We start from the raw sequence: 25,207 nt of genomic DNA, 5'->3' as shown, positions 1-25,207 counted from the left end.
GCGGCCTTCTCAGCCCCTGCCCCTCGCGGCGGCGCGGGGAGCGACGACACGGTCGAGCCAGTTCGCGATCTCGGCCCGGCGCAGGGCCGGCTCCAGCACGTCGGGACCGAAGCCGTACAGCCAGGCGAGGTCCCGGCGGCCGGGATCGGCCTCGAGCGCCCGCAGGTCGACGACGAAGCGGTCCAGCGTCGCGCGGTCGGCGAACACCCCGGCCTCGACCAGCCGGGAGCCGTAGCGCAGGATCACGGTCGCGATCTCGTTGAAGTCGTATTCCGGGTGGTATTGCACCCCCCAGCAGGTCCCGCCGTCATGGACGATCTCGGCCGCCTGGACCCCGCTGATCGCGTTCCAGGCCAGCACGGTCGTGCCCGGTGCTGCGACCGCGACCTCGTCGAGATGGACGCAGATCGCATCGAACGGCCATTCCTTGCCGGCAAACATCGGATGCCCGGCGCCGGCCGCGGTCGGACGGATGCGCCGGGCGATGCCCAGCTCCCGCCCGCGCGGGTTCGCGCGCACCTCTCCGCCGGCCGCCACCGTCGCGACCTGCAGGCCCCAGCAGCTCCCGAACATCGGCGTGCCGGAGCGGAACACGGCGCGGGCCAGCGCGATCTGCGGCTCGATCGCCGGACCGCCCTGGTAGACGTTCAGGGCCGACCCCGTCCAGGCGACGCCGTCGAAGGCGTCGAGCCCCGTCCCCGCCGGCAGCTCCGCCCCGCCGGCTTCGGCGGGGCGCAGGATCGTGCAGTCGGCGTCCGGGCGCAGCGCACGCAGCACCGCCGCGTAGTGCTCCCCCGTGCGGCCGCCGCCGAAGGAGACATGCGCATCGTTGACGGCACGGGTGTTGCCGTCGACGATAAGCAACTTGAGACCGGCCATCTCGTCCCTCAGCCGAGCCGGCCGGCAACCGCGTCGCGGAACACGGCCTCCAGCGCCGCCGCGTCCACCGGGACGGGGTTGCCACCCGCGGACGGGTCGCGCGCGGCCAGCCGGCCGATCTCCGCCGCTCGGCCGTCGGGAACTCCGATACCGGCCAGCGTGTGCGGGATGCCGAGCCGGGCGCGCAGGTCCAGGACCCAGGCCAGCACACCGTCGAAGGACGCATCGGCGAGGCCCAGCATCCGGCCGAGCACGACCATGCGCTCCTCGATCGCCGGGCGGTTGTGGCGCATCACGTAGGGCAGCAGGACCGCGTTGGTCAGCCCATGATGGGTGTCGTACAGGGCGCCGACCGCATGGGCGACCGCGTGCACGGCCCCCAGCCCCTTCTGGAACGCGGTGCCCCCCATGCTCGCGGCGGCCAGCATGAAGGCCCGCGCCTCGATGTCCTCGCCCTGCGTGCAGGCCCGCGGCAGGTATGCCGCGATCAGGCGCATGCCCTCCAGCGCGATGCCGTCGGCCATGGGATGGAACCCCGGCGCGCAATAGGCCTCGAAGCAGTGGATGAAGGCGTCGAGCCCGGTCGCGGCCGTGACCGCCGCCGGCAGGCCGACGGTCAGCTCCGGGTCGGAAATCACGATCCCCGGCATCATCTTGGGATGGAAGATGATCTTCTTGGCGTGGGTTTCCTCGTCGGTGATGACGGCCGCCCGCCCGACCTCCGAGCCGGTGCCGGCCGTGGTCGGCACCGCGACGACCGGGGCGATCCCCGACGGGTCGGCCAGGGTCCAGTTGTCTCCGACGTCCTCGAAGTCCCAGATCGGCCGGCTCTGCCCGGCCATGAACGCGACCGCCTTGCCCGCGTCCAGCGCGCTGCCCCCGCCCAGCGCCACGACCCCGTCCGCGGCGTGCGCGCGGAACGCGTCCAGCCCGTCCGAGACGTTGGACCACACGGGGTTGCCCTTGACCCCGGCGAACAGCGCGGCCGGCAGGCCGGCGGCGGCGGCGTGGCCCAGCGCGGCGCGCACCATCGGCGCGGTTTCCAGCCCGCGGTCGGTCACGAGCAGCGGCCGCGCGATGCCGAGCGCGCGGCACGCCGCCGCCAGCTCGGCGAGGCGGCCGGGTCCGGCCCAGACGGTGGTGGGGTAGTTCCATTTGCCCGCGAGCGGGATGGCGGTCATGGATGAGGCTCCGATGGGAGTCAGGAGGTGGTGCGGAGGTGGAAGGATTTCGGCCGCGTCAGCTGCTCGTAGCCGAGCGGCGACAGCGTGCAGCCGATGCCGCTGTCCTTGACCCCGGTCCAGGCGAGCGCCGGGTCGAGGTAGTCGCAGCGGTTCATGTAGACGGTGCCGGTCTCGATCCGGTCGCCGAGCGCGAGCGCCGCCTCCTCGTCGCGGGTCCAGACCGACGCGGTCAACCCGTAGTCGCTGTCGTTCATCAGCGCGACCGCCTCCTCGTCGGAGCCGACCTTCATGATGCCGACGACCGGCCCGAAGCTTTCCTCGCGCATCACCCTCATCGAGTGGTCGACGCCGACCAGCACCTGCGGCGCCATGTAGGGCGTGCCCGGCGCCTCCGCCGGGAAGCCCGCCGGGTCGACCAGCGCGCGCGCACCGTCGCGCAGCGCGTCGGCGACTTGGCCGCGCACGAAGTCGGCGGCCTGGGCGCGGACCATCGGGCCGAGCGTGGTCCCGGCATCGAGCGGGTTGCCGAGCCGGTAGCCGCGCGTCGTCTCGACGAAGGCATCGACGAAGGCGTCGTGGAGCCGGGCGTGGACGTAGATGCGCTCGATCCCGCAGCAGGACTGTCCGGAATTGAAGAAGCTGCCGTCGACGAGGTTCTCGACGGCATGCGCGAGGTCGGCGTCGGCCCGGACATAGGCGGGGTCCTTGCCGCCGAGTTCGAGCCCCATGCCGACGAAGCGACCGCTCAGCGCGCCGCGCACCGCCCGCCCGCCCGCGACCGAACCGGTGAAGCAGACGAAGCCGACGCGCGGGTCGGCGACCAGCCGCTCCGTGTCGGCATGGTCCAGGTGGAGGTACTGGAACACGCCCTCGGGCAGCCCCGCCTCGGCGAAGGCCTCGGCGTAGCGCTCCGCGCACAGCGGCGTCTGGTGGGAGTGCTTCAGGATCACGGCGTTGCCGGCGGCCAGCGCCGGGATCACCGCGTTCACGGACGTCAGGTAGGGATAGTTCCAGGGCGCGACGACCGCGACCACGCCGACGGGCTCGCGCCGGACGAAACGGGTGAATCCCGGCTTCGGCGCCGGCTCGACGGGGGCCAGCGCGGATGGCGCCGCCGCGATCATGAAGCGCGCGCGCTCCTCGAAGCCTCGCATCTCGCCCGGGGTCTGGGCGACCGGCCGGCCCATCTGCCAGGTCAGCTCCTCGGCGATGGCCGGGGCGCGCGCCACCATCGCGTCGACCGCGCGCGACAGCAGCTCCTGCCGGCGCTCCAGCGGCGTCGACCGCCAGTCGCGAAACGCACGCGAGGCGCGGGCGAGCGCCTCCTCGACTGCGGCGGGGCCGTCGAGCGGCCGCTCGACGTAGACACGGCCGTCGACCGGGCTGACGGTCGCAAGCACAGGGGTCATCGGGTCCTCAGATGATTTCGAAATAGCGCTGGAGCTGCCAGTCCGTGATGGCCTTGCGGTGCTCGCGCTCCTCCCATTCGCGGGTCGCGGCATAGTGCTCGACGAAGGCGTCGCCGAACAGGTCGCGCGCCGCGCCGGATGTCCGCAGGCGGTCCGCCGCCTCGCCGAGCGTGCGCGGCAGGGCGAGGCCGTCCGGGAACTCCTTCTCGTAGGCGTTGCCCTCCACCGGCGGCGTCGGTTCGATCCGGTGCTCGATCCCCCACAGGCCCGAACCGATCGCGGCGGCCAGCGCGACATAGGGGTTTATGTCGGCGGCGGCGACGCGGTACTCGACGCGTTGCGACTTGGCCGAACCCGGGATGGCGCGCAGCGCGCAAGTCCGGTTCTCCACGCCCCAGCTCGCCTGGGTCGGCGCCCAGAAGCCGGGAATCAGGCGGGTGTAGCTGTTGACCGTGCAGGCGATCATGGACAGCAGCTCCGGCATCAGCGCCTGCTGGCCGCCGATGAACCAGCGCATGAGGTCGCCGATCCCGTGCGCCGCCGCCGGGTCGTGGAAGCCCGGCCGCCCGTCCCGGCCCTTCAGCGAGACGTGCAGGTGGCCGCTCTGGCCCGGCCATTCCGGCGACCACTTCGCCATGAAGGTCGCCATCCAGCCGCGGCGCTGGGCCAGGACCTTGGTATAGGTCTTGAACAGCGCGGCCTTGTCGGCCGCGGCAAGCGCCCCGTCGACGCCGATCGCCGCCTCCAGCACGCCGGGGCCGGTCTCGGTATGAAGGCCCTCGATCGGGAAGTCCATGCGCCGCGCGGTGTCCAGCAGCTCGCGGTAGAACTCCGCATGGACCGAGCTGCGCAGCATCGAGTAGCCGAAGAAGCCCGGCGTCACGTTGACGAGATTGCGGAAGTTCTTCTCGCGCACGGAGTGCGGCGTCTCCTCGAACAGGAAGAACTCGAACTCGGCCGCCGCGTTCACGTCGTAGCCGAGGCGCCCGGCGCGCTCCAGCACGCGGCGCAGCACCCCGCGCGGGCAGACCTCCTCTCCGCGCTCCGCGAACTCGCCCAGGAACAGCAGCATGCCGTCCTCGAACGGGATCTCGCGGCAGCTCTCGGGCAGGATGCGCACCGGGGCGTCGGGATAGGCGGTATGCCAGCCGGTGAACTTGGTGTTGTCGTAGAGCTGGTCGTTGCTGTCCCAGCCCAGCACGACGTCGCAGAAGCCGAAGCCGGCCTCCAGCGCGGAGAGGAATTTCTCCCGCGCCATGTACTTGCCGCGCATGATCCCGTCGATGTCGAAGACCGCGACCCGGACATGGTCCAGGCCGCGCTCCTCGACGATGCGGCGGGCGTCCTCGGCGGTTCGGACGTCCCTCGGCTGCATTCGTTTCCTCCGTCGCGCTCAGTGCGGCTCGCCGTGCCGGCCGCCGCTCATCGCGAACTCCTCCTCCGGCGACAGGACCAGCTTGTGGCGGCCGACCGCCGCGAAATAGGCCAGGCCCAGGCCGAACCATATCATGGCGCCCAGCACGCCCGCCCGGTACACCGGGTCGAGGAGCTGGAAGTAGATCGTCACGGCGGCGATCACCATGGTCAGCACCGCGCCCGGGACGCCCAGCGGGCTGCGGTAGGGCCGCTGGATGTGGGGCAGCTTCGCCCGCAGGCGGACGAAGGCGAGGGCCTGCATGATGTAGGAGATCATGGCGCCGAACACCGCCATGTTGAGCAGGGTCCCGCCGATGAAGGCGGCGCCCGCCTCCTGGCCGGTGGCGAACCACACGACCACCAGCACCGCGAGGCCGACCAGCGCGCCGGCGAGCAACGCCACGTGGGGCGTCTTGCGCGTGCCGTGGGTGACCGACAGCCAGGTCGGGAAGTAGCCGGCGCGCGACAGCGAGTAGATCTGCCGGCCATAGGCGAAGATGATGGTGTGGAAGCTCGCGATCAGCCCGATCACCGCGATCAGGGCCAGCACCTTCGCCGTCCCCTCGCCGTAGAGCGCCTTGAACCCGTCCAGCAGCGGCTCGCCGGACCGGCCGAGCGCGAAGGTGCCGTTCGGGATGCCGGTGTTCAGGAACAGGATCATGAAGGCCGAGAAGATCAGCGTGAAGATGCCGAGGATCAGGCCCTTGGGCATGTCGCGCTTGGGGTCGACCGATTCCTCCGCCGCGAGCGGCAACTGCTCGATCGCGAGGAACAGCCACACCGCGAAGGGCATCGCCGCCAGCGCGCCCGCGATGCCGAAGGGCAGGAACGGCCCGCCGCCCTCGGGCAGCTCGACCGCGGCCCCGGTCGCGTCGACCCCGACGTTGAGCGACCAGCGCGCGAAGTCGAAGGCCGGGATCGCGCTGATCCAGAACACCGCCAGCACCGCGAGCGCGGCCAGCGTCACCACCAGCGACACCCGGAACGACATGTCGACGCCGACCAGGTTCAGGGCCACGAAGATCGCGTAGCCGCCGATCCACCAGACCGGCTGGAAGGCCGCCCCCGTCTCGAAGATGCTGCCGAGGTAGGAGCCGATGAAGAACACGATGACGGCCGGCGTCAGGATGAACTCCATGTTCTCGGCAAGGCCGGTCACGAAGCCGCCCCAAGGGCCCATCGCCGTACGCGAGAACGAATAGGCGCCGCCGGTGTGCGGCAGGGCGGGCGACATCTCCGCGATGCTGAAGCACAGGCCCAGATACATCACCATGATCAGGGCGGTGGCGATCATCATGCCGCCGAATCCGCCGGAGGCGAGGCCCAGGTTCCAGCCCGAGAAATGGCCGGAGATCACCGCGCCGACGCCCAGCGCCCACAACGACCAGACCCCCGCGTAGCGGCGCAGGCCGCGCTTCTCGAAGTAGCTGCCGTCGACGGGGTTGTAGGTGACGCCGGCCGAGGCCGGCCGCCCCGCCTGCCCGAGCGGCGCGCCGCCGCCCGTGAGAGTAGGTTCGCTCATTCGCTTCTCCCTGCCTTTGCGTGCATCGCCGCCAAGCACCCGGGACCGTTGCCGGGGAAACGATCTTTCCAGATCGTCGCGTTTGAAAGAAACTATTCGGCAGCACCGGAAGCTTTGTCAATTCCACAAAAAAGGCCGGCCCCGCGCGGGGCCGGCCTCGTCGATCGACTGTCTTCAGGTCACCGGACCGCGTGGCGGACGGGGGCGAGGGTGCGTACCCAGGCGACGAGCGCGTCGAGGTCGTCGTCCGTCATGTTGGCGTAGTAGCCGAAACCCATCGGCGGCATCAGCCGCGTGCCGTCCGGGCGCATGCCGCGCGTGATCGCCGTCTTGATCTCCTCGTCGGTCCAGGTGCCGAGGCCGGTGACGGGGTCTTGCGTGATGTTCGCGGAGACGGAGACGCCCCAGGGCCCGTTGAACGCCATGCCGCCCGCCCCCGCGCGGGCGTGGTCCGGCCCTTCGGGGGTCATGGGAGTGTGGCATTCCAGGCAGTGGCCGATCGAGGCCAGGTAGGCGCCGTAGCGCAGCCGGTCGTCTCTCGGCACGTCGGGCACGCCGCCGACCGGCGGCCCGTAGGATGCCGGCAGCGGGATGCGGTATTCCGACGGCGGCACCTCGTTCGACACCGGCGGGACCGAGCGCAGATAGGCGGTGATCGCCGCGAGGTCGCCGTCGGACATGGCGCGGTAGAACGGCACCGGCATCGGCGGGCCGATCAGGCTGCCGTCCGGCCGTCGCCCTTCGCGGATGGCGGTGCCGATCTGCTCGTCCGTCCATTCGCCGATCCCGGTCGCGCGGTCGGGCGTCACGTTGGATGCGTAGGCGGTGAACGGCACCTCGTCGAACGGCGTCCCGCCCGCGAGTTCCCGGCCCGGCAGCGGCCCTTCCGGCCCCTGCGGCGTGTGGCAGTTGCCGCAGGCGACGATCGAATTCATCAGATAGGCCCCGCGCTCGAGCGGCGTCTCGGCCTGCGCGCCCTGAGCCGACGCCGCCAGCACGGCGGCCACCAGGATACCCTGTGTCCCCTTCATCCCTCCCCCCTCGCCATTTCCGTTCGTGGAATTTTCGTTGCTGATTCCGTACAGGAGTCGTCAACGATCTGTCGAGTGACGATTCGGGAGGAGGGAGATGCCCCTAGGGCGTCTACCGGTCGGACGGCCCGCTGACCCCCGCCTCGTCGAAGGTCGCCATGCCGCCATGGCAGGCGACCGCGGCCTTCACGAGGTTGATGGCGAGCGCCGCTCCCGAAGCCTCGCCGAGTCGCATGCCGAGGTCGAGCAGCGGCTCCTTGCCGATCGTCTCCAGCAGGCGGCGGTGCGCCGGCTCGGCCGAACGGTGGGCGACCAGGCAGTGGTCGAGGGCGCGGCGGTCCAGCCGGTGGAGCACGGCCGCCGCCGCGGTGCACGCATAGCCGTCGAGCAGCACCGGCGTGCGCGCCATGCGCGCGGCGAGCACGGCTCCCGCGATCGCGGCCAGCTCGAACCCGCCGAGGCACCGCAGCGCCTCCAGCGGGTCGGTACGCGCCGACGGGTTGGCCGCCAGCCCTTCGCCGACCGCCGCGGCCTTGCGCGCGATCCCCTCGGCGTCGACGCCGGTGCCGGGGCCGACCCAGTCCGCGGGCTCGCCGCCGTACAACGCAAGGCAGAGGGCGGCCGCCGAGGTGGTGTTGGCGATCCCCATCTCGCCCAGGCACAGCAGGTCGAGGCCGGGCTCGACCGCCATCATCCCGTACGCCATGGCCTTGGCGCAGTCGTCCCCGGTCATCGCGGGACCGGCCGTGAAGTCGCCCGTCGGGGTCTCCAGGTCCATCTCGTAGACGCGCAGGTCGGCGTCCGCCAGTTCGCAGAGCTGGTTCACCGCGGCGCCGCCGGCGATGAAGTTCTGCACCATCTGCGCCGTGACGCTCTGCGGGTAGGCCGAGACGCCGCGCGCCGCGACGCCGTGGTTCGCCGCGAAGACCGAGACGCGGGGACGGCGCAGCGCCGGCGGGTGGCGCCCCTGCCAGGTCGCCATCCACTCGGCGACGTCCTCGAGACGGCCGAGCGCGCCTCGCGGCTTGGTCAACTGCCGCTGGCGCTCGGCCGCGGCACTCCCGGCCTCGAGGTCGGGGCCCGGCAGCTCGCGGATCAGGGCGCGGATCTCGTCCAGGGTGCCGGCGGGATGGGGGTTCGACATGGTGGCATCCGAAGATTCCCGGTACCGGGCGGCGCGCCGAACCGGTACACAGGGCTTTGCATCCGTTTCCCGGGAGCACCCCGGGCGCGACGCGCCGGACAATGGCAGCAATCCGATGGTGGGTCAAAGCCTGTCGGCGCCTCATCCAGGGTGACCATGGACCAGTCCGTTCCCCCTCGCCGGCTCCCGGCCCCGTTCGACGAGATCGCGGCGGCGGCGATCTTCCTGACCCGGCTGCCGATCCGTTGGCCGGGCGAGATGCCGCCCGACCTCCATCCACGCTCGCTGGCCTGGTACCCGCTGGTCGGCGCGGCGCTCGGCCTGGCCGCGGGCGTAGCGCTCGTCCTGTGCGCCTGGGCCGGCCTGCCAGCACCCCTCGCCGCCCTGGTCGCGGTCGCGGCGCTGGTGGCCCTCACGGGCGCGCTGCACGAGGACGGGCTCGCCGACGTCGCCGACGGCTTCGGAGGCGGCCGCGACCGCGCGGCCAAGCTCGCGATCATGAGGGACAGCCGGGTCGGCACCTACGGGGTGCTGGCGCTGGGCTTCGGCCAGGCGATCCGGGTCGTAGCGCTGGCCGCCATGCCCGGCCCCGCTGCGGCCGTCGCGGCGCTGGTCGCCGCCGGCGCGCTGTCGCGCGCCGTGGTGCCGGCGGTCTACGCCTATCTGCCGCCGGCGCGCGCCGACGGTCTCGCGGCGACGCTGCCCCCGCCGCCGGGCGGCCGGGTCGTGGCGGCGCTGGCGCTCGGCGCGGCGCTCGCCGGCCTGGCGCTCGGCGCCGCCGCCCTTCCGGCCATCGCGGCGGCCCTGCTCGCGGCCATGGCGCTCGCCCTGCTGGCCGAGCGCCAGATCGGCGGGCGTACCGGCGACGTGCTCGGAGCCGGGCAGCAGGTCGCCGAGATCGCGGTCCTGCTGGTCCTGGCGGGGCTGCTGGAATGAGCCTCGCCGTGACCCGCTGGTGGCTGGTCCGACATGCCCCCGTGGCCGGTCCCCCGGGCATCATCCACGGGCAGGCCGACGTCGACTGCGAGATCGACCCGGCGGCGATGCGCCCGCTCGCCGCGGCGCTGCCGGCCGAGGCGGTATGGCTGATGACGCCGCTGCGCCGCTCCCGGCGCACGGCCGAGGCGCTGATGGCGCTCGGCGCCGGACGCGGCCCCGTCCCGGAGGTCGAGGCCGGACTGGTCGAGCAGCATTTCGGCGCATGGCAGGGCCTCGGCCACGACGCCCTCGCCGGCGACGCCGGGGCGGCCGAGTTCTGGCGCGATCCGGCGGCGGCCCGCCCGCCGGGCGGCGAGAGCTTCCTCGACCTCGCGGCGCGCGTGGCCGAAGCGCTCGCGCGGCGCTCGCGCCGGCACGCCGGCCGCGACGTCGTCGCGGTCTGCCATGCCGGACCGGTCCGGGCCGCGCTGGCCCATGCCCTGGGCATGGCGCCCGAGCGCGCCCTGTCCTTCGAGGTGGTGCCGCTCTCCCTAACGCGCATCGACCGCCTGGACGCGGCGGACGGCCCGCCCGCCTGGCGCATCGGCTGCGTCAACCTGATCGGGAACGGCACGTGACCGGCCCGGCATCCCGGATCGCCGCGCTGGCCGGCTTCGCGCGGTCGATCGCGATGTACCGCCTCAATCCCCTGAAGCGCCGCCGCCAGATCGCCTTCTACCGGCAGTTCGCCGGGCCGGGGGACCTGTGCTTCGACGTCGGCGCCCATCTCGGCGACCGGGTCTCGGCGTTCCGGGCGCTGGGCGCGCGGGTCGTCGCCCTGGAACCGCAGCCTGCCTTCGCGCGGGCGTTGCGCGTACTGTACGGCCGCGATCCGGGGGTCGTGCTGCTGGCGCAAGCCGCGGGCCCCGAAAGCGGGACCGCCGTGCTGCACGTCAACCGCCGGGCGCCGACGCTCTCGACGCTGTCGGCGGACTGGGCGGCGCGCGTCGCCCGCGCGCCCTCCTTCCGCGGGCAACGCTGGGAGGAGGCGGTCACCGTTCCGGTCACGACCCTGGACGCGCTGGTCGCGCGCCATGGCGTGCCCGCCTTCTGCAAGATCGACGTCGAGGGCTTCGAGGCAGCGGTGCTGGACGGGCTCTCGGCGCCGATCCCCTGCCTGTCCTTCGAATTCGTGCCGGCTACCATGGGCGGTGCCCTGGCCTGCCTGGACCGGCTGGCCCGGCTCGGCCGCTGGGAGTTCCAGGTCGTCTTCGGCGAGAGCTTCCGCTTCGCGCTGCCGGGCTGGACGGGGGCGGAGGAACTCGCCGCCCGGCTCGCCGGGCTGCCCGCCGACGCCGGCAGCGGCGACGTCTACGCACGTCTCCTCACGGCCGGCTGAACGTCTCGACGAAACGGTCGCGGAACGCCTCCATCGGCAGCGGCTCGCCGCCCGGCCGCGGGCCCGGCACGAAGCCCCAGCCCGCGAAGGCCTCGACCAGGTCGGCGCTGCGGCTCGCGACGTGGACCGGCACCGCGTAGGAGGCGTCCGGCCCGGCGACCAGCGGTGCCGGCTGGTGGTCGCCGAGCACGATGACGAGGCCGCCGTCCTCGACGCGCCGCTCGATCCACTCGAAGACCGAAGCCAGGCTGTAGCCCAGCGCCGTCGCATAGTCCTCCCGTATGTCCGCCCCGGCGGGGCGTTGCGCCGCGACGCGGTAGATCTCGCCCCCGGCGATCCGGTCCCAGTCCGCGACCATCGGCGGAACCGGACGCCACGGCCCGTGGCTGCTGACCAGCACCACCTGCGCGAAGACCGGCCGGCCGGCCGGCAGCACCCGGCCCAGCGCCGAGAGCGTGTACTGGTCGGGGATGCCGGCCCAGCCGTAGTTCGGGCCGGCATAGCCGAGGCGGTCGGCGTCGAGGATGTGCCCGAAGCCGAGCACCACGCCTTCGGGCCAGGCCCGCCGGATCGCCGGCGCCACCGCGGCGGTCTCGTAGCCCGCCCGGTCGAACAGATGGGCGAGCGTGGTCCTGCGGGCCGCGAGCGCCATGGCGTAGAGGGGCTGGCTGGACAGCCGCAGGCCCGTCAGCAGCGTGCCGTGGGCGAGCCAGGACTGCCCTCCGCGGACCGGCGAGACGAGCATGCCGCTGCGCAGATCGACGCCGGCCGCTTCCAGGCGGCGCCCCGCCCCGTCCAGCAGCGGCAGGATCGTGCGCGAGATGTCCGGGTCGTCCAGGGCCACCTCGCCGTAGGATTCGACGAAGACCACCGTCACGTCCCGTCCGCCGAGGCCGCCGAGCAGGCCGGCCGTCCCGCCGTCGCCGGCCAGGGGATCGGCAGCGATGCGCCGCCGATGTTCCTCCAAGAGCGCCGCCGTCTCGGCCGCGGCGCGGACCTGGTTCGCCGCGAGCGCGGTGGCGCTCCAGGACGGCGGCGGGAAGACGCCGAGCCCGAATGCGCCGGCCGCCCCGACCATCAGGGAGCCTGCCAGCAGCGGGGCACTGCGATGCCGGGCGGTCGTGGCGAGCGCGCCGGCCGCGGCGCGGTTGAGCGCCAGGATCGCCGCCAGCCCGACCGGGACCAGGACCGCCGCGACCGCCAGTTCCGTCCACGACGCCGAGGCGACGATCACTTCCAGGATCGAGGGCAGCAGCGGCAGGTCGAGCGCGAGGTTGACGGGGCGGCCGAGCATCAGGTTCGCCGCCAGGTCGCCCAGGCGCAGCAGCACCAGCACGAAGAGCGGGACGGCGACGGCCCAGGCCCAGGCGCGGCCCGGCGACCGGCCGAGGACGGCCGCGAGCGCCAGGACGGCAAGCAGCCCCACCGCCTCCGGCGCCAGGCGCGCGTGGTTGGCTCCGAACCAGTAGGGCGGCCAGTTCGGCAGGTTGAGCACGAGGCTGAGCCACGCGACCGCAGCCAGGAACCCGAGCCACCCGCCCGCCGTTCGTCTCTCGTGCCGGAACCGTCGCCGCATCCCACCGTCATGCGCCCGCAGCCGGCCGGAGTCAAACCCCGGAGAAGGGCACGTGGAGGAGTTTCAGTTCTCGACCTACACGCCGCTGGAGGAAATCGTCCTCCGCCTCGCCATGGCGGCTGCCTTCGGCCTGGTCCTGGGCCTCGACCGCGAACTGCGCCGCAAGCCGGCCGGCCTGCGCACGCACATGCTGGTCTCGGTCAGCGCCGCGACGACGACGCTGGTGACGCTGGAACTGTTCGAGGCGCTGCTGGCCATGGGCCATCGCGAGACCGACCCGCTCCGCGTGGTCCAGGGCCTCGCCCAGGCGATCGGCTTCATCTGCGCCGGCGTGATCTTCGTGACGCGCGGCGACGTGAAAGGCGTGACGACCGCCGCGAACATCTGGATGTGCGGGGCGATCGGCATCGCGGCCGGCGCCGGCCAGTACTGGATCGGCATCGTCGCCCTCGCCTTCGCGGTCCTGATCCTGACGGTGCTGTATTTCGTCGAGCGGTGGCTGCCCGGCAGCGACGGCTGAGGGACGGCGGCAGGCTGCCGCAGGGAATGACGTCGCGCCGGCCCCGTCACCATATCGGGGCATGTCGTCCACCGTTGCGGGCGAGGAGCCGCCGTGGAGAGTAGTAGCGCCGTGAAGAGCAGCATTGCCGACGATGTGGCCTTGGTGGCCAGGATCGACGTCGTTCCCACGATCCTGGAGGTCGTATGCCGGACCACCGGCCTCGGCTTCGCGGCCGTGGCGCGGGTGACGGAGGAGCGCTGGGTCGCCTGCGCCGTGCGCGACGAGATCGCGTTCGGCCTCCAGCCCGGCGGCGAACTCGAGGTGGCGACCACCATCTGCAACGAGATCCGCGCGAGCGGCGGCCACGTCGTCATCGACCACGTGGCCGAGGACGAGGTGTTCTGCCGGCACCCGACGCCCCGGCAATACGGTTTCCAGAGCTACGTCTCGATGCCGATATACCGGCCGGACGGCCGGTTCTTCGGGACCTTGTGCGCGATCGATCCACGGCCGGCCCGCCTCGAGACGCCGGAGACGGTCGGCATGTTCAAGCTGTTCGCCGACCTGATCGGCTTCCATCTCGATGCCCAGGAACGCCTGACGCTCAGCGAGAAGGCCCTTCTGGACGAACGCCAGAGCGCCGAGCTGCGCGAGCAGTTCATCGCGATCCTGGGCCATGACCTGCGCAACCCGCTGGCCTCGATCGATGCGGGTGCGAAGCTGCTGCTCAGGATGCCGCTGGCCGACAGGGCGGCGCAGGTGGCGACGCTGATCCAGAACAGCGCCGCGCGCATGGCGGGGCTGATCGACAACGTCCTGGACTTCGCCCGCGGCCGGCTGGGCGGCGGCCTTCCCATGAGCCGCACCCTCGATGCCGACCTGACGGCGGCGCTGGAGCAGGTCGTCGCCGAACTGCGGGCGGCTTGGCCGGACCGCGCAATCCTGTGCGACATCGTCCTGGACCGGCCGGTCCATTGCGACCGCGCGCGGATCGCCCAGCTGTTCTCGAACCTGCTGGCCAACGCGCTGGTCCACGGCGATGCCACCGCTCCGGTCAGGGTCCGGGCGCGCAGCGCCGATGGCGGGCTCGAGCTCTCGGTCGCCAATCCCGGCGAGCCGATCCCGCTCGACACCGTCGACCATCTGTTCCAGCCGTTCTCGCGCGCCTCCGTCAAGCCCGGGCAGCAAGGGCTTGGCCTCGGCCTCTACATCGCCTCGGAGATCGCCCGCGCCCATGAAGGCACGCTGGAAGTCGCCTCCTCGCCCGAGGAGACGCGCTTCACCTTCCGCATGGCCGGCCGCCTGGCCGGCACATCAGGATCTTGATGCCGTCCTCGCCGGTCGCGGCGAAACCGAACCGCTCGTAGAACCGGCGGGCGGGATTGTTGCGCAAGACCCCGAGGCGTACCGGCCGGTCCCGGCACCGCTCCTCCAGGACCAGCCGCAGCGCCTGCGGGCCGGTGGAGCCGCCGGGACGAAACCCGACCCGGCCGTCCATGGGCTCGCTCAGGCGGGCGGGCGGTGCTCGCCGCCGAGCATGGCCGCGAACGCCGCCGTCTCCTCCTGGCGGTCGGGAAGGACCGCCCGGAACACCTCGACCGCGAAGGATACCGGCGCCGTGCCGGCTGCGGTGACGACCCCCCGGTCGCTGACCGCCCGCGGCCCCGGATCGTAGAGGGCCTGCCCGGCATAGGCGGGGGCGTTCGTGCGCAGGAAATCGGCGGAGTTGCTGGTATGGCGCCGGTCGTCCAGCAGCCCGGCCCGGGCGAGCGCAAGCGTGGCTCCGCAGATGCAGGCGACCGTCCGCCCGGCGCCCAGCGCCGCCTTCAGGAGGTCGGACAGGTCGGGAGCCGCGGGCGTCGTCCAGATCATGCCGCCGCAGACCACGAGCGCGTCGAACCCGTCCGGCGTCGCCCCGGCGAGGTCCCGGTCCGTCGTGGTCAGCAGGCCGCCCATCGAGCGCACCGCCCGCCCGCCGGGCGAGGCCGTCTCGATCTCCAGCCCGAGATAGGAACGGCCGCTGCCGTGCAGCAGCCCGCATTCCCAGTCCGCGTAGTCGTCCGTCAGCACGGTCAGGATCTTCGGCATCATCTCCTCCGTCTCACGCAATTGCGTACGCATTATGTCATGTCCGTCGCACGCAGATGCGCGCGCGGCATGTCATGCGACGAGATGCCTCGCGAGGAACGGGATCAGGTGTCCGTGAAGTTCGTTCTCGGCGTGGCTGCCGAGGCTGTGGTCCTCGCCGTCGTATATATGGACCTCTGCGGTCGAGGGGGACGTCGACGATGTCGCAGGCGTTCCACGCGTTGCCCTTCCGGGCGTAAGGGAAAGGGAAAGCCAGGAACCCGTGGGCCGCGAGAAGGACCGCGTTGCGGTGGCTCCAGCCCGACCATCCTCCCTCCGAGCCATGGAGGACCATCACCGCCGGAAACGGTCCCTCGCCGGCCGGGCCGTAGGTCGTGCCCCATTCCGGGATCAGCCGCCGGACGATCGAGAGCGTCCCCGTCATCGCGTTCCTCCTCGTGGTGCAGCCCGGTCGCGGCGGCATCCGCTCGACATCGCGCACGACGCTACGGTATGCGATCCGCGTCTCCCGCCCAATGCGAAGAAGCCGTCTTGGAACCGATCCTGTCCCGGCGCCCCGTGCGCCTCCACGCCGCGATCACCGCCAACGGCTTCGGCCACGCGGTCCAGACCGGGGCGGCGGTGGCCGGACTGCGCCGCCTGCTGCCCGGCCTGTCCCTGTCCGTGCGCAGCGCCATTCCGCGCCGGCGCATCGAGGAGGTGATAGCCCCTCCCTTCGACCTGATCGTGCCCGACGACGATTTCGGCGTCGTCCTGCGCTCGGCGACCGAGCTGGACCTGCCGGCGACGCGTGCGGCTTACGGGAAACTGGCGGCACGCTGGGATGCCGTCGTGGCCGCCGAGGCGGCGCTGCTTCGGCGCACGGGCGCCGGCCTGGTGCTCTCGAACGCCTCGGCGGCCGCGGTCGCGGGCGCACGGGAAGCGGGCGTCCCGGTGGCGTTGATGGCGACGCTGACCTGGGGCGACATCCTGGCCGGCCTGTTTCCCGGCGACGCGGACATGCTCGAGACGGCGCGGCGGCTGCACGCCTGCTACGCCCGGGCCGACCTGGTGCTGCGCCCCGCCCCCTCGATGCCGTTCGCCGGCGCCCGGCGCATCGCCGATACCGGGCCGATCGGCCGGCGCGGCACGTGCCGGCGGGACGCGATCGCGGCGCGACTCGGCATGACCCCGGGTGAAAGGCTGGTGCTGGCGGCCCTCGGCGGCATGGGCGACGCGCCGCCTGCGGCGTCCTGGCCGGCGATCGAGGGCGTACGGTTCCTGGTGCCGGCCGGGGCGGGCACCGGGACGCGGGTGCACGACCTGTCCGCCCTCGGCCTGCCCTTCGAGGACGTGCTCGCCTCGCTCGACGCCTTCATCGGCAAGCCCGGCTACGGCAGCGTGGCCGGCGCTGCCATTCACGGCGTCCCTTTCCTCTATCTGCGCCGCGGCGACTGGCCGGAGGAGCCGTGGCTATTGGACTGGCTGCACGCCAATGCCCGCGCGGCCGAGATCCCGCGGGCAGCACTGGAGGCCGGCGACGTGCTGGCGGCGCTCGATGCGTTGTGGGCCGCCCCGCCCCGCCCGCCGGTCCCGGCCACCGGGGCAACCGAGGCGGCCGGGCTGATCGCCGGCCTCCTGCATGGCGGTTGAGGGAGCCGGTAGCAGAGGTAGGGCGTGTCCCTACCCCGCCACCAGGCCCCTGAGCTGCCGGTTGGCCACCGCGAGCATCGCGAGGTCGACCACCGGCTGGGCCCGCAGCTCGCCCAGGAGTTGGACGATCCGCTCCACCGGTCCCGGGCGGGCGGCGATCCAGTCGTCGATCAGGCGGTCGCCCTCGCCGGGCACGGCCGCCGCCGAGGACGACAGCACCTTGACGCTCAGGCTGCCCTGGAGCGCGAACAGGTCGTCGACGATCGCGCCGACCGCCTGGCGCTGCCAGTGGGTGTCGGTGCGGATGGTGTATGCCTGGCTGCGCAGCCATTCGAGCCCGAAGCGGTGGCCGAGCGCGTAGTGGACGGTCGCGACCTCCGGAACGGAGCGGCCGAGCTGCGAGGCGATGCGCGTCACCTCGAGCGCCGCCCCCATGAGGGGCAGCGCCGCGACCCGCGATGCCAGGCCGGCCGGCGCACCGGCGTCGATCCAGGGTGCCGCCCGGTCCGACAGGCGCTGGCGGTCGTCCTCGCACAGCACCGCCTCGATGCTCTCCGACAGCTCCGTCACTCCGGGCCCGAAGGCTTCGCGCGTCGCCAGCAGATCGAGGGGCTGCGGCTCGACATTGACCAGCAGCCAGGAGACCGCGCGGTAGATCAGGCGCTGCGTCTCGGCCAGCATTTCGTACTGGCAGGCCGTGGGCACGAGGTTGTCGAGGCCCTGGATCTCCTGCCACAGCCGTCGCAGGCCGAACGCCTCGCGCACCGCCAGATAGGCGCGCGCGACGTCGCTCGGCCCCATCCCCGTCTTCTCCATCGTCTCCATGACGAAGGTCGGTCCGCAGCGGTTCACCAGGCTGTTGGTCACCGCCGTCGCGACGATCTCGCGCCGCAGCCGGTGGCGGGCCACCGCCTCGGCGAAGCCCTCGCGCAGCGGGCCGGGGAAATAGGCCAGCAGGTCCCCGGTCAGCCCGGGATCGTCCGGCAGGTTGGAGGCGAGCACGTCCCGGTACAGCGCGATCTTGCCGTAGGCCAGCAGCACGGCCGTTTCCGGCCGGGTCAGGCCGGCGCGCGCGGCCATGCGGGTGCCGATCTCCTCGTCGCCCGGCAGCGCCTCGATCGCGCGGTCCAGGTCGCCCGCCTTCTCCAATGCGCGCATGAAGCGGGCCTGGTTCTCCAGCAGGTCCGGGGCCGCGACCTCGGTGAGGCTGAGCGCCTGGGTCTGGAGGTAGTTGTCGGCGAGCACCAGGGCCGCCACCTCGTCGGTCATGTCGACGAGCAGGCGGTCGCGCTGCTTGAGGGTCATGTCGCCGCGCCCGACCACGTCGCCGAGCACGATCTTGATGTTCACCTCGTGGTCGGAGGTGTCAACGCCGGCGGAGTTGTCGATTGCGTCCGTGTTCAGCTTGACGCCCCGGCCGGCCGCCTCGATGCGCGCGCGCTGGGTCATCGCGAGGTTGGCCCCCTCGCCGACGACGCGGGCGTGAAGCTCGTCGGCATCGACCCGGAGCCCGTCGTTGGTCTTGTCGCCGACTTCCGCGTGGCTCTCGTCGGAGCACTTCACGTAGGTGCCGATGCCGCCGAACCACAGCAGGTCGGTCTCCGCCTTCAGCATCGCCTGGACCAGCTCGGCCGGCGTCACGCGCTCGCGCGCGATGCCGAAGCGCGCCCGGATCTGGGGCGTCAGCTCGATCGACTTGGCCGCGCGCTCGTAGATGCGGGCCCCCGGCGAAAGCGCCTGCGCGTCGTAGTCGGCCCAGGTCGAGCGGGGCAGGTCGAACAGGCGCTGCCTCTCCTCCCAGCTCCGTTCGGGATCGGGGTCCGGATCGCAGAATATGTGCAGGTGATTGAACGCGCCGACCAGCCGGATGTGACGCGACAGAAGCATGCCGTTGCCGAACACGTCGCCCGACATGTCGCCGACGCCGACGACCGTGAAGTCCTGCGTCTGGATGTCGGTGCCCAGTTCGCGGAAGTGGCGCTTGACCGATTCCCAGGCGCCGCGGGCGGTGATGCCCATCTTCTTGTGGTCGTAGCCCTGCGAGCCCCCGGACGCGAAGGCGTCCCCGAGCCAGAAGCCGTAGTCGATGGCGATGCCGTTGGCGATGTCGGAGAAGGTCGCGGTGCCCTTGTCCGCCGCGACGACCAGATAGGGGTCGTCGCCGTCGAGCCGGACGACGTCCGGCGGCACGATCACCTCGCCGTCGCGCCCGAGCGTGTCGGTGACGTCGAGCAGGCCGCGGATGAAGGTGCGGTAGCACTCGATCCCCTCGGCGAGCCAGGCGTCGCGGCCCAGCGACGGTGCCGGCGGCCGCTTGACGACGAAGCCGCCCTTGGCCCCGACCGGCACGATCACCGCGTTCTTGACGGTCTGCGCCTTCATCAGGCCGAGGATCTCGGTCCGGAAATCCTCGCGCCGGTCGGACCAGCGGATGCCGCCGCGCGCGACCTTGCCGCCGCGCAGGTGCACGCCCTCGACCCGCGGGCTGTAGACGAACATCTCGACCCAGGGCCGCGGCAGCGGCAGGTCGTCGATCGACCGGCTGTCGAGCTTGAGCGCCAGATGGGGCTTGGGCATGCCGTCGGGCTGCGTCTGGAAGAAATTGGTGCGCAGGGTCGAGCGGACGAGGTTGAGGAAGCGGCGCAGGATGCGGTCCTCGTCCAGGTTCGCGACCGCGTCCAGCCGGTGCTCGATCTCGACCAGGATGCCGTTCGCCGCGGTCCGCCGGTCCTCCGCCGTGCCCGGCCGGGCGGGATCGTGCAGGGTCCGGAACAGGCGCACGATCTGGCGCGTGATCGCGGGATGCGCGGACAGCGCGTCTTCCAGGTAGTCCTGGCTGAACTGCAGCCGCGCCTGGCGCAGGTACTTCGCGTAGGCGCGCAGCACCATCACCTCGCGCCAGCCGAGCCCGGCCAGCAGCACCAGTCGGTTGAAGCCGTCGTTCTCCGTTTCGCCGGCCCACACGCGCGCGAAAGCGTCCTGGAACGCCTGCTTGACCTCCCGCAGGTCGACGGTGGCGCCGCTGCGCGTGCTCATCGCGAAATCGTGCATCCAGACCGGCTCCTGCCGGCCCATGATCCGGATCTCGAACGGCCCGGCCTCGGACAGCACCTTCAGCCCCATGCGCTCGAGCATCGGCAGCGCGTCCGACAGCGGCACGGCGGCACCCTCGTGGTAGAGCTTCAGGTGCAGCTCGTCGTCCCCCGCCTCGATCCGGCGGTAGAGGTTGAGGCCCAGCGTGCGCGTGTGCAGCGCCTGCTCGATGCGCTCGATGTCGAAGACCGCGACCTCGGCCCCGAAGTTCTCGCGGTACGAGGTCGGGAAGGCCCCGGTGTAGCGCCGGTGCAGCCTGAGCCCCTGTTCCTCGCCCCGGGCTTCGACCAGCGCGTCCAGCAGCCGGTCGGACCAGGCGCGGCTCGCCTCGATCAGGCGGGCCTCCAGCTCGGCGAGGTCGACGTCCGGGATCGCGCCCGGCGTCGTCTCTACGTGGAACTGGACGCGCGCCAGCACGCTCTCGGCGAGCTGGGTGTAGAAGGTCGTGCTGGTGCCGCGGAAGGCCGTCTCGAGGATGGCCTGGATGCGCCGGCGCAGGTCGGTGTCGTAGCGGTCGCGCGGCACGAAGACCAGGCAGGTCACGAACCGTTCGAACGGGTCGCGGCGCACGAACAGCGCGGTGCGCTGGCGTTCCTGGAGGTGCAGCACGCCGAGCGCGATCTCGTACAGCTCGTCGTCGCCGATCTGGAACAGCTCGTCGCGCTGGAAGCCCTCGAGGATGTGGATCAGCGCCTTGCCGTCGTGCGAGCGCGGCTCGAAGCCGGCGCGCTGCAGCACGCGGGTCACCTTCTTGCGCAGGAACGGGATGTCGCGCGTGCTGCGCGAATAGGCGACGGAGGTGAACAGCCCCACGAACAGGTGCTCGCCCGCGACCTCGCCATTCTCGTCGAACACCTTGACGAAGATGGCGTCCATCTGGGTCGGCCGGTGCACCGTCGACTTGCGGTTCGACTTCGTGACCAGCAACAGCCGCGGCTGGCGCATGAACTGCCGGACCTCCGGCGGCAGCGCCTGGAAGTTCCGCAGGCCCTGGAAGACCAGGTAGTTCTCGTCGCGCAGGATGCCGAGCCCGCTGTCGGGAACCACCGCCAGCGAGGCGTCCTCGCTGCCGTCCTCGAAGCGGTACGAGCGGCATCCGAGGAAGGTGAAGTTGTCGTCGTTGAGCCAGCGCAGGAAGTCGAGGCCTTCGTCCAGCTCGTCGCGGGGCACGGGCACGCCGGTCCCCCCCACCTCCTCGATCACCGCCTCGGCGCGCCGGCGCATCGCCTGCCAGTCCCCGACCGCCGCGCGCACGTCGCCGAGCACCCGCTCCAGGTCTACGCGCAGGGCCTCCAGCACCTCGGGCGAGGACACCTCGTCGACCTCGACATGCATGAAGCTCTCGGCCCGCGCCTCGGCCGGGGCCGCCTGGGGTTCGTACAGCTCGACCAGTGCGCCGCGGGCGTCGCGCCGGGCGCGCACGACCGGGTGGATCACGAGATGGACCGTCAGGTTGTGCCGGTTCACTTCCGCCGTCACCGAATCGACCAGGAACGGCATGTCGTCGTTGACGATCTCGACCACGGTGTGGCCGGCGGCCCAGCCCTGCTCCTCGACGCGGGGCGTGTAGACGCGCACGCGCGGCCGGTCGGGCTCGCGCTGCTGGCCGAACTGCCAGATCGACAGGGCCGCCCCGTAGAGCTGGTCCGGGCTCGACTGCACGATGTCGTCGGGCGGGACGTTGGCGTAGAACTGGCGGACGAACCTCTCCGCCGGGTCCGCCTTGTCGCGGTTGAGCCTGTCGCGGACTTGGCGGACGATCTTCTCGGTCAGCTCGCCTTTGAGCTGCTCGGCCTTGAGGGCCATGATGCGATGCCTCCTCGGAGCGAACGCGTCGCTTCTTTCGTTATGGTCGGCAGTTTAGCCGAACAACACGGCACTGTAAGGATGGTTACGAGCGAAATACGATCGCGGACGGCGCCCGCACGCGACTGAAAGGCGGCCCTCTTTCCAGGCGGGGCGGCACCCCTTATGGTGACGCGTTTCCCGGAACGAGGATAGGCGGACGTGGACGGACGGTACGACGTGGTGGTGGTCGGCGGCGGCGCCGTGGGCAGCGCGGTCGCGTATTTCCTGGCGGCGAGTCCCGGTTTCGACGGAACGGTCGCGGTCGTCGAGCGGGACCCGACCTACCGGGCGGCGTCCTCCGCGCTGTCCGCCAGCTCGATCCGCCAGCAGTTCTCGACCCCGGCCAACATCGCGATGTCGCGCTTCGGCCTCTCCTTCCTGCGCGCGGCCGGAGAGCTGCTCGCGGTCGACGGCGAGGGCCCGGACCTGGCGTTCAGGGAACCCGGCTACCTGTTCCTCGCGAGCGGGGCCGGGCGCGGCGTGCTGGAAGCCAACCACGCGGTCCAGCGCACGCACGGGGCGGACGTGGCCCTGCTGGAGCCGGCGGATCTGGCCCGGCGCTATCCCTGGCTGTCCACCAAGGGCATCGCCGCCGGCTCGCTCGGCCTGTCCGGCGAGGGATGGTTCGACGGCTACAGCCTGCTCCAGGGCCTGAAGCGCAAGGCGCGGGCGCTCGGCGTGGAGTACCTGACCGCCGAGGCGGCCGGCCTCGGGCGCGAAGGCGGCCGGGTCGCCGAGGTCCGGCTCGCCGACGGCCGCCGGATCGGCTGCGGCACGCTGGTGAACGCGGCCGGCCCGCACGCCCGAGCACTCGCCGCCATGGGGGGAGTGGATCTGCCGGTGGCGCCCCGGCGGCGCTCGGTCTTCGTCTTCGACTGCCGCGCGCCGCTGCCGGACTGCCCGCTGGTAATCGACCCGACCGGGGTCTATTTCCGCCCCGAGGGCGCGCAGTTCATCTGCGGCGTCTCGCCGCCGGCCGAGCGCGACCCGGACACGACCGAGCTGGAGGTCGACCACGCGCTGTTCGAGGAGACGATCTGGCCCGCGCTGGCCCGGCGCGTTCCCGCCTTCGAGGCGATCAAGCTGACGGGTTCCTGGGCCGGGCTCTACGAGTACAACACCTTCGACCAGAACGCGATCCTGGGGGCCCATCCCGAGGTCTCCAACCTCCTGTTCGCCAACGGCTTCAGCGGCCACGGCCTGCAGCAGGCGCCGGCCGCCGGCCGCGCGATCGCCGAACTGGTGGAGCACGGCGCCTACCGCACGCTCGACCTCGCGGAGTTCGGCTACGACCGTATCGCCGCCGGCCGCCCGATCCGCGAGTTGAACGTCGTGTGAAGCCATGGCCCGGCACGATGCCGCTTGACCGGATCGGCTCCCGCGGGTCAACACTGGACGCGAGAGAGAGCGGAGGGCTGGACCGACCATGGCGAGCACCGGTGCGTACGGAACGACGGGAGGCAGGCTGGCGGGAAGCAGGCCGGGCGGCCTGTTGATGGCCGCGGTCGCGGCGGCGCTGCTCGCCGGCTGCGTGACGGCCCCGAGCCGCGTCACGCCGGTGACGGCTCCCGCGCCGGCCTCGACGGCGTCCACCCCTGTAGCCATCTCCGCAGCACCCCATGCGCCGGCCGCTCGCACGCCGTTCTCCTTCGCCTGGCCCGTGCCGGCACTGGTGCCGGTCGCGGTGGAAGCCGAGTCGCTCGGCCGCCGTGCCCGGGCACGCTACGTGCTGGCGGTGTCGCCCTCGGCCGAGGGCGGCTTCGACGTCCGGGCGCAGGCGGCGGAACTCCTGCATCTCGACGCCGGCGAGGGCGCGGGCGGACCGATGCGTCCGGGCACCGCGCTGTTCGCCGCCGCCGCCGCCGCGCCGCCCGGCTACCGCATCGGTACCGACGGCCGCGTTGCCGGCGTGACCGGGCTTCCGGATGCGCTGGCGGCGCTGGCCGAGGCCGACGCCTTCGCCGGCCATCCCGCCGACCGCGACCTCGCGCGCGGCCTGATGCGCTCGGCCGCGGTGCACGACGTGCTGGCGGCCGCGGCCGAGGACCCGTGGAACGCCTGGGTCGGCTCCTGGATCGATTTCGGCCCGGCGCCCGGCGGCTCGAGCGTCGGCATGATGCCGGTCGCGGTGGAGGGCCGGCGGCTGATGCGGCCGGCCGTGCTGGAGAATCTCGGCCCCGACCGGGAATTCGCGTGCTGCGTCCGCCTGCGCGCCACGGCTCGACTCGACGGGCCGGAACTCGAGGCGGCCCTGTCGCGCCTGCCGCCGGGCCTGATCCCGGTGCTGGCCGGCGCCCGGGGCGCCGAGGCGCGGCTCGACGCGGTGGCCCGCGAAACCGTGACCGAAGCGGTGGTCGATCCGGCGACGCTGCGCCCGGTCCACGTCCGCAGCGAGGAATGGATCGTGCTGCACATCGCCGGCAAGCCCGTGCGCGCCGGCCTCGGGCGGCGGGACTACCGCTTCGACTGGCCCGACCTGGGCTGACGGGAGACGCCTTCGTCCCGATCGGCCGTGCGTCTCGCGGCGGGCCGGTGACCCGAGCGCCGGAGGCGCTCATCAGTAGACCCGAGCGCCGGAGGCGCTCATTCGATAGACCCGCGCGCCGGGCGCGCTCAATGGGCCATCAGCACCGGCAGATGCGCCATCTGGATGATCAGGCTGGTGGCGCCGCCGAAGATCATCTGGCGCAGCCGGCTCTGGGTGTAGGCGCCCTTGATCAGCAGGTCGGCGCCGAGCGTGCGGCATTCGCGCAGGATCGACCGCCCGGTGTCGCCGTCCCCGGCGACGTGGCGGGCCTCCGCGTTCAGCCCGACGCGGCGCAGCGCGCGGACCACGTCCGTGCCCTCGGGCCCGTCGACCATTCCGCCCTCGACCGACAGGATGACGATGCGCCGGGCGTCCTGCAGCAGCGGCCGGGCGAAGGCGAGGGTACGCGCCGTCTCGGTACTGCCGTTCCAGGCGACGACGACCGTATCGCCGATCGTCTCGGGCGCGACCGGCGGCGCCAGCAGGACCGGCCGCCCGCTCTCGAACAGGACGGTCTCGAAGGTGGAGCGCCGCGGCGCCGCCGCCCGCGGGTCGGGCTGGCCGAGCACGGCGACGTCGAACAGCCGGGCGTAGCGGGCGAGGTCGGCGTCGCCGGCCGCCGCATCGGACCGGAAATTGGACGCCGGCATGCCAGGCCGGCCAAGCTCGGGGCCGGGACCGGGGCCGCCGAGACCATGGGCCGCAAGCGCCTCGCGGAATGCGTCGCGGGTCTTCGCGACCGCCTCCCACGTCTCGCGCTCCAGGTCGGGGAGCACCACCGGGGCCGCCCCCATGTCGGTCTGGAAGGCCGCCGCCGTCGGGTCCGGGCGCAGCCAGGCGCCTTCGACATAGGCGCCGTAGCGCCGCGCGAACCGCATCCCCGTGCCGAGCACGGCGGGCAGCATCTCGCAGTCTTCGACGGGAATGAGAACGCTCAGCATCGTCGCCTCTCCCTCGCTCTTTCCGATACGCGGGATGCTACCATGGCCGAGCGGCGCCCCGGAACCGGGCCGTCGGCGCGCCCTTTGGCGGTAACCCC

Annotated in this window: 20 protein-coding genes; 8 read left to right on the top strand and 12 right to left on the bottom strand. The window is 72.5% G+C overall.

Annotation, left to right across the window (positions count from 1 at the left end):
* Nucleotides 1-9: 9 nt before the first annotated feature.
* The 7 genes from VGO20_RS20910 to cobT form a co-directional block, all read right to left on the bottom strand.
* Nucleotides 10-879, bottom strand: coding sequence for a type 1 glutamine amidotransferase (locus VGO20_RS20910; protein ID WP_327504317.1), 870 nt, complete (start codon nt 877-879; stop codon nt 10-12).
* 8 nt (nt 880-887) lie between these two features.
* Complete coding sequence (locus VGO20_RS20905) at nt 888-2,060, bottom strand: iron-containing alcohol dehydrogenase (RefSeq protein WP_327504316.1); 1,173 nt, start codon at nt 2,058-2,060, stop codon at nt 888-890.
* Between the two features lie 20 nt (nt 2,061-2,080).
* Entirely contained in the window at nt 2,081-3,472 is a 1,392-nt protein-coding gene (locus VGO20_RS20900) for an aldehyde dehydrogenase family protein (RefSeq protein WP_327504315.1), read from the bottom strand.
* Nucleotides 3,473-3,479: 7 nt separating this feature from the next.
* Nucleotides 3,480-4,847 carry a glutamine synthetase family protein gene (locus VGO20_RS20895; protein WP_327504314.1) on the bottom strand — a complete coding sequence of 456 codons (1,368 nt, stop codon included), beginning with the start codon at nt 4,845-4,847 and terminating at the stop codon, nt 3,480-3,482.
* An 18-nt stretch (nt 4,848-4,865) separates the two neighbouring features.
* Nucleotides 4,866-6,410 (bottom strand): amino acid permease, encoded by a 1,545-nt coding sequence (locus tag VGO20_RS20890; protein WP_327504313.1) that lies wholly within the window; start codon nt 6,408-6,410, stop codon nt 4,866-4,868.
* A 179-nt stretch (nt 6,411-6,589) separates the two neighbouring features.
* Nucleotides 6,590-7,441: a c-type cytochrome gene (locus VGO20_RS20885; protein WP_327504312.1), complete on the bottom strand. Its 852-nt coding sequence runs from the start codon at nt 7,439-7,441 to the stop codon at nt 6,590-6,592.
* A gap of 112 nt (nt 7,442-7,553) precedes the next feature.
* Nucleotides 7,554-8,585: a nicotinate-nucleotide--dimethylbenzimidazole phosphoribosyltransferase gene (cobT, locus tag VGO20_RS20880; protein ID WP_327504311.1), complete on the bottom strand. Its 1,032-nt coding sequence runs from the start codon at nt 8,583-8,585 to the stop codon at nt 7,554-7,556.
* Between the two features lie 156 nt (nt 8,586-8,741).
* Here cobT and cobS point away from each other — a divergent pair, with 156 nt between their 5' ends.
* Genes cobS through VGO20_RS20865 form a run of 3 tightly spaced genes read left to right on the top strand, consistent with a single transcriptional unit; the run spans nt 8,742 to nt 10,902 of the window.
* A complete protein-coding gene (gene cobS, locus VGO20_RS20875; protein WP_327504310.1) occupies nt 8,742-9,521 on the top strand; it encodes an adenosylcobinamide-GDP ribazoletransferase in 780 nt (259 codons plus the stop codon).
* The gene (locus VGO20_RS20870) at nt 9,518-10,141 is read left to right on the top strand and encodes a histidine phosphatase family protein (RefSeq protein WP_327504309.1); all 624 of its coding nucleotides are present in this window, start codon (nt 9,518-9,520) and stop codon (nt 10,139-10,141) included. Before cobS ends, VGO20_RS20870 begins: the two co-directional genes overlap by 4 nt.
* Nucleotides 10,138-10,902: an FkbM family methyltransferase gene (locus VGO20_RS20865; RefSeq protein ID WP_327504308.1), complete on the top strand. Its 765-nt coding sequence runs from the start codon at nt 10,138-10,140 to the stop codon at nt 10,900-10,902. The genes VGO20_RS20870 and VGO20_RS20865 overlap by 4 nt, the downstream gene beginning before the upstream one ends.
* Here the strand turns inward: VGO20_RS20865 and VGO20_RS20860 are convergent.
* On the bottom strand, nt 10,889-12,478 hold the full coding sequence (locus tag VGO20_RS20860) for a sulfatase-like hydrolase/transferase (RefSeq protein ID WP_327504307.1): 1,590 nt from the start codon (nt 12,476-12,478) through the stop codon (nt 10,889-10,891). The genes VGO20_RS20865 and VGO20_RS20860 overlap by 14 nt on opposite strands.
* Nucleotides 12,479-12,530: 52 nt before the next feature.
* Between VGO20_RS20860 and VGO20_RS20855 the strand changes: the two genes are divergently transcribed.
* Together VGO20_RS20855 and VGO20_RS20850 are read left to right on the top strand one after the other, a co-directional pair.
* Entirely contained in the window at nt 12,531-12,998 is a 468-nt protein-coding gene (locus tag VGO20_RS20855) for an MgtC/SapB family protein (RefSeq protein WP_327504306.1), read from the top strand.
* Between the two features lie 111 nt (nt 12,999-13,109).
* Nucleotides 13,110-14,306, top strand: a complete 1,197-nt coding sequence (locus tag VGO20_RS20850; RefSeq protein ID WP_327504305.1) for a GAF domain-containing sensor histidine kinase — start codon at nt 13,110-13,112, stop codon at nt 14,304-14,306.
* Here the strand turns inward: VGO20_RS20850 and VGO20_RS20845 are convergent.
* Together VGO20_RS20845 and VGO20_RS20840 are read right to left on the bottom strand one after the other, a co-directional pair.
* Nucleotides 14,260-14,478 carry an N-acetyltransferase gene (locus VGO20_RS20845; RefSeq protein ID WP_327504304.1) on the bottom strand — a complete coding sequence of 73 codons (219 nt, stop codon included), beginning with the start codon at nt 14,476-14,478 and terminating at the stop codon, nt 14,260-14,262. The genes VGO20_RS20850 and VGO20_RS20845 overlap by 47 nt on opposite strands.
* Before the next feature lie 8 nt (nt 14,479-14,486).
* Entirely contained in the window at nt 14,487-15,101 is a 615-nt protein-coding gene (locus VGO20_RS20840; protein ID WP_327504303.1) for a type 1 glutamine amidotransferase family protein, read from the bottom strand.
* 498 nt (nt 15,102-15,599) lie between these two features.
* Between VGO20_RS20840 and VGO20_RS20835 the strand changes: the two genes are divergently transcribed.
* Nucleotides 15,600-16,700, top strand: coding sequence for a hypothetical protein (locus tag VGO20_RS20835; RefSeq protein ID WP_327504302.1), 1,101 nt, complete (start codon nt 15,600-15,602; stop codon nt 16,698-16,700).
* 30 nt (nt 16,701-16,730) lie between these two features.
* On the opposite strand, the gene VGO20_RS20830 is transcribed toward VGO20_RS20835, so the two are convergent.
* Nucleotides 16,731-21,599 carry an NAD-glutamate dehydrogenase gene (locus VGO20_RS20830; protein ID WP_327504301.1) on the bottom strand — a complete coding sequence of 1,623 codons (4,869 nt, stop codon included), beginning with the start codon at nt 21,597-21,599 and terminating at the stop codon, nt 16,731-16,733.
* A 201-nt stretch (nt 21,600-21,800) separates the two neighbouring features.
* Here VGO20_RS20830 and VGO20_RS20825 point away from each other — a divergent pair, with 201 nt between their 5' ends.
* Both VGO20_RS20825 and VGO20_RS20820 read left to right on the top strand, forming a co-directional pair.
* Nucleotides 21,801-22,979, top strand: coding sequence for an NAD(P)/FAD-dependent oxidoreductase (locus VGO20_RS20825; RefSeq protein ID WP_327504300.1), 1,179 nt, complete (start codon nt 21,801-21,803; stop codon nt 22,977-22,979).
* 88 nt (nt 22,980-23,067) lie between these two features.
* Nucleotides 23,068-24,126 carry a hypothetical protein gene (locus VGO20_RS20820; protein ID WP_327504299.1) on the top strand — a complete coding sequence of 353 codons (1,059 nt, stop codon included), beginning with the start codon at nt 23,068-23,070 and terminating at the stop codon, nt 24,124-24,126.
* 128 nt (nt 24,127-24,254) lie between these two features.
* On the opposite strand, the gene VGO20_RS20815 is transcribed toward VGO20_RS20820, so the two are convergent.
* Nucleotides 24,255-25,109, bottom strand: coding sequence for a universal stress protein (locus VGO20_RS20815; protein ID WP_327504298.1), 855 nt, complete (start codon nt 25,107-25,109; stop codon nt 24,255-24,257).
* Between the last annotated feature and the right edge of the window lie 98 nt (nt 25,110-25,207).

The sequence above is a fragment of the Arenibaculum sp. genome (assembly GCF_035998295.1).
Classification (GTDB): domain Bacteria; phylum Pseudomonadota; class Alphaproteobacteria; order Azospirillales; family Azospirillaceae; genus DASYHS01.
The sequence above is the reverse complement of the archived record's forward strand: the minus strand, read 5'-3'. Positions and strand labels throughout refer to the sequence as shown.

Bases quoted from the DNA above. Each gene is read 5' to 3' on its own strand.
- VGO20_RS20845 (WP_327504304.1), bottom strand. From the start codon at position 14,478: ATGGACGGCCGGGTCGGGTTTCGTCCCGGCGGCTCCACCGGCCCGCAG.
- VGO20_RS20830 (WP_327504301.1), bottom strand. From the start codon at position 21,599: ATGGCCCTCAAGGCCGAGCAGCTCAAAGGCGAGCTGACCGAGAAGATC.
- cobT (WP_327504311.1), bottom strand. From the start codon at position 8,585: ATGTCGAACCCCCATCCCGCCGGCACCCTGGACGAGATCCGCGCCCTG.
- VGO20_RS20820 (WP_327504299.1), top strand. From the start codon at position 23,068: ATGGCGAGCACCGGTGCGTACGGAACGACGGGAGGCAGGCTGGCGGGA.
- VGO20_RS20900 (WP_327504315.1), bottom strand. From the start codon at position 3,472: ATGACCCCTGTGCTTGCGACCGTCAGCCCGGTCGACGGCCGTGTCTAC.
- VGO20_RS20840 (WP_327504303.1), bottom strand. From the start codon at position 15,101: ATGCGTACGCAATTGCGTGAGACGGAGGAGATGATGCCGAAGATCCTG.
- cobS (WP_327504310.1), top strand. From the start codon at position 8,742: ATGGACCAGTCCGTTCCCCCTCGCCGGCTCCCGGCCCCGTTCGACGAG.
- VGO20_RS20890 (WP_327504313.1), bottom strand. From the start codon at position 6,410: ATGAGCGAACCTACTCTCACGGGCGGCGGCGCGCCGCTCGGGCAGGCG.
- VGO20_RS20815 (WP_327504298.1), bottom strand. From the start codon at position 25,109: ATGCTGAGCGTTCTCATTCCCGTCGAAGACTGCGAGATGCTGCCCGCC.
- VGO20_RS20870 (WP_327504309.1), top strand. From the start codon at position 9,518: ATGAGCCTCGCCGTGACCCGCTGGTGGCTGGTCCGACATGCCCCCGTG.
- VGO20_RS20905 (WP_327504316.1), bottom strand. From the start codon at position 2,060: ATGACCGCCATCCCGCTCGCGGGCAAATGGAACTACCCCACCACCGTC.
- VGO20_RS20895 (WP_327504314.1), bottom strand. From the start codon at position 4,847: ATGCAGCCGAGGGACGTCCGAACCGCCGAGGACGCCCGCCGCATCGTC.
- VGO20_RS20910 (WP_327504317.1), bottom strand. From the start codon at position 879: ATGGCCGGTCTCAAGTTGCTTATCGTCGACGGCAACACCCGTGCCGTC.
- VGO20_RS20860 (WP_327504307.1), bottom strand. From the start codon at position 12,478: ATGCGGCGACGGTTCCGGCACGAGAGACGAACGGCGGGCGGGTGGCTC.
- VGO20_RS20885 (WP_327504312.1), bottom strand. From the start codon at position 7,441: ATGAAGGGGACACAGGGTATCCTGGTGGCCGCCGTGCTGGCGGCGTCG.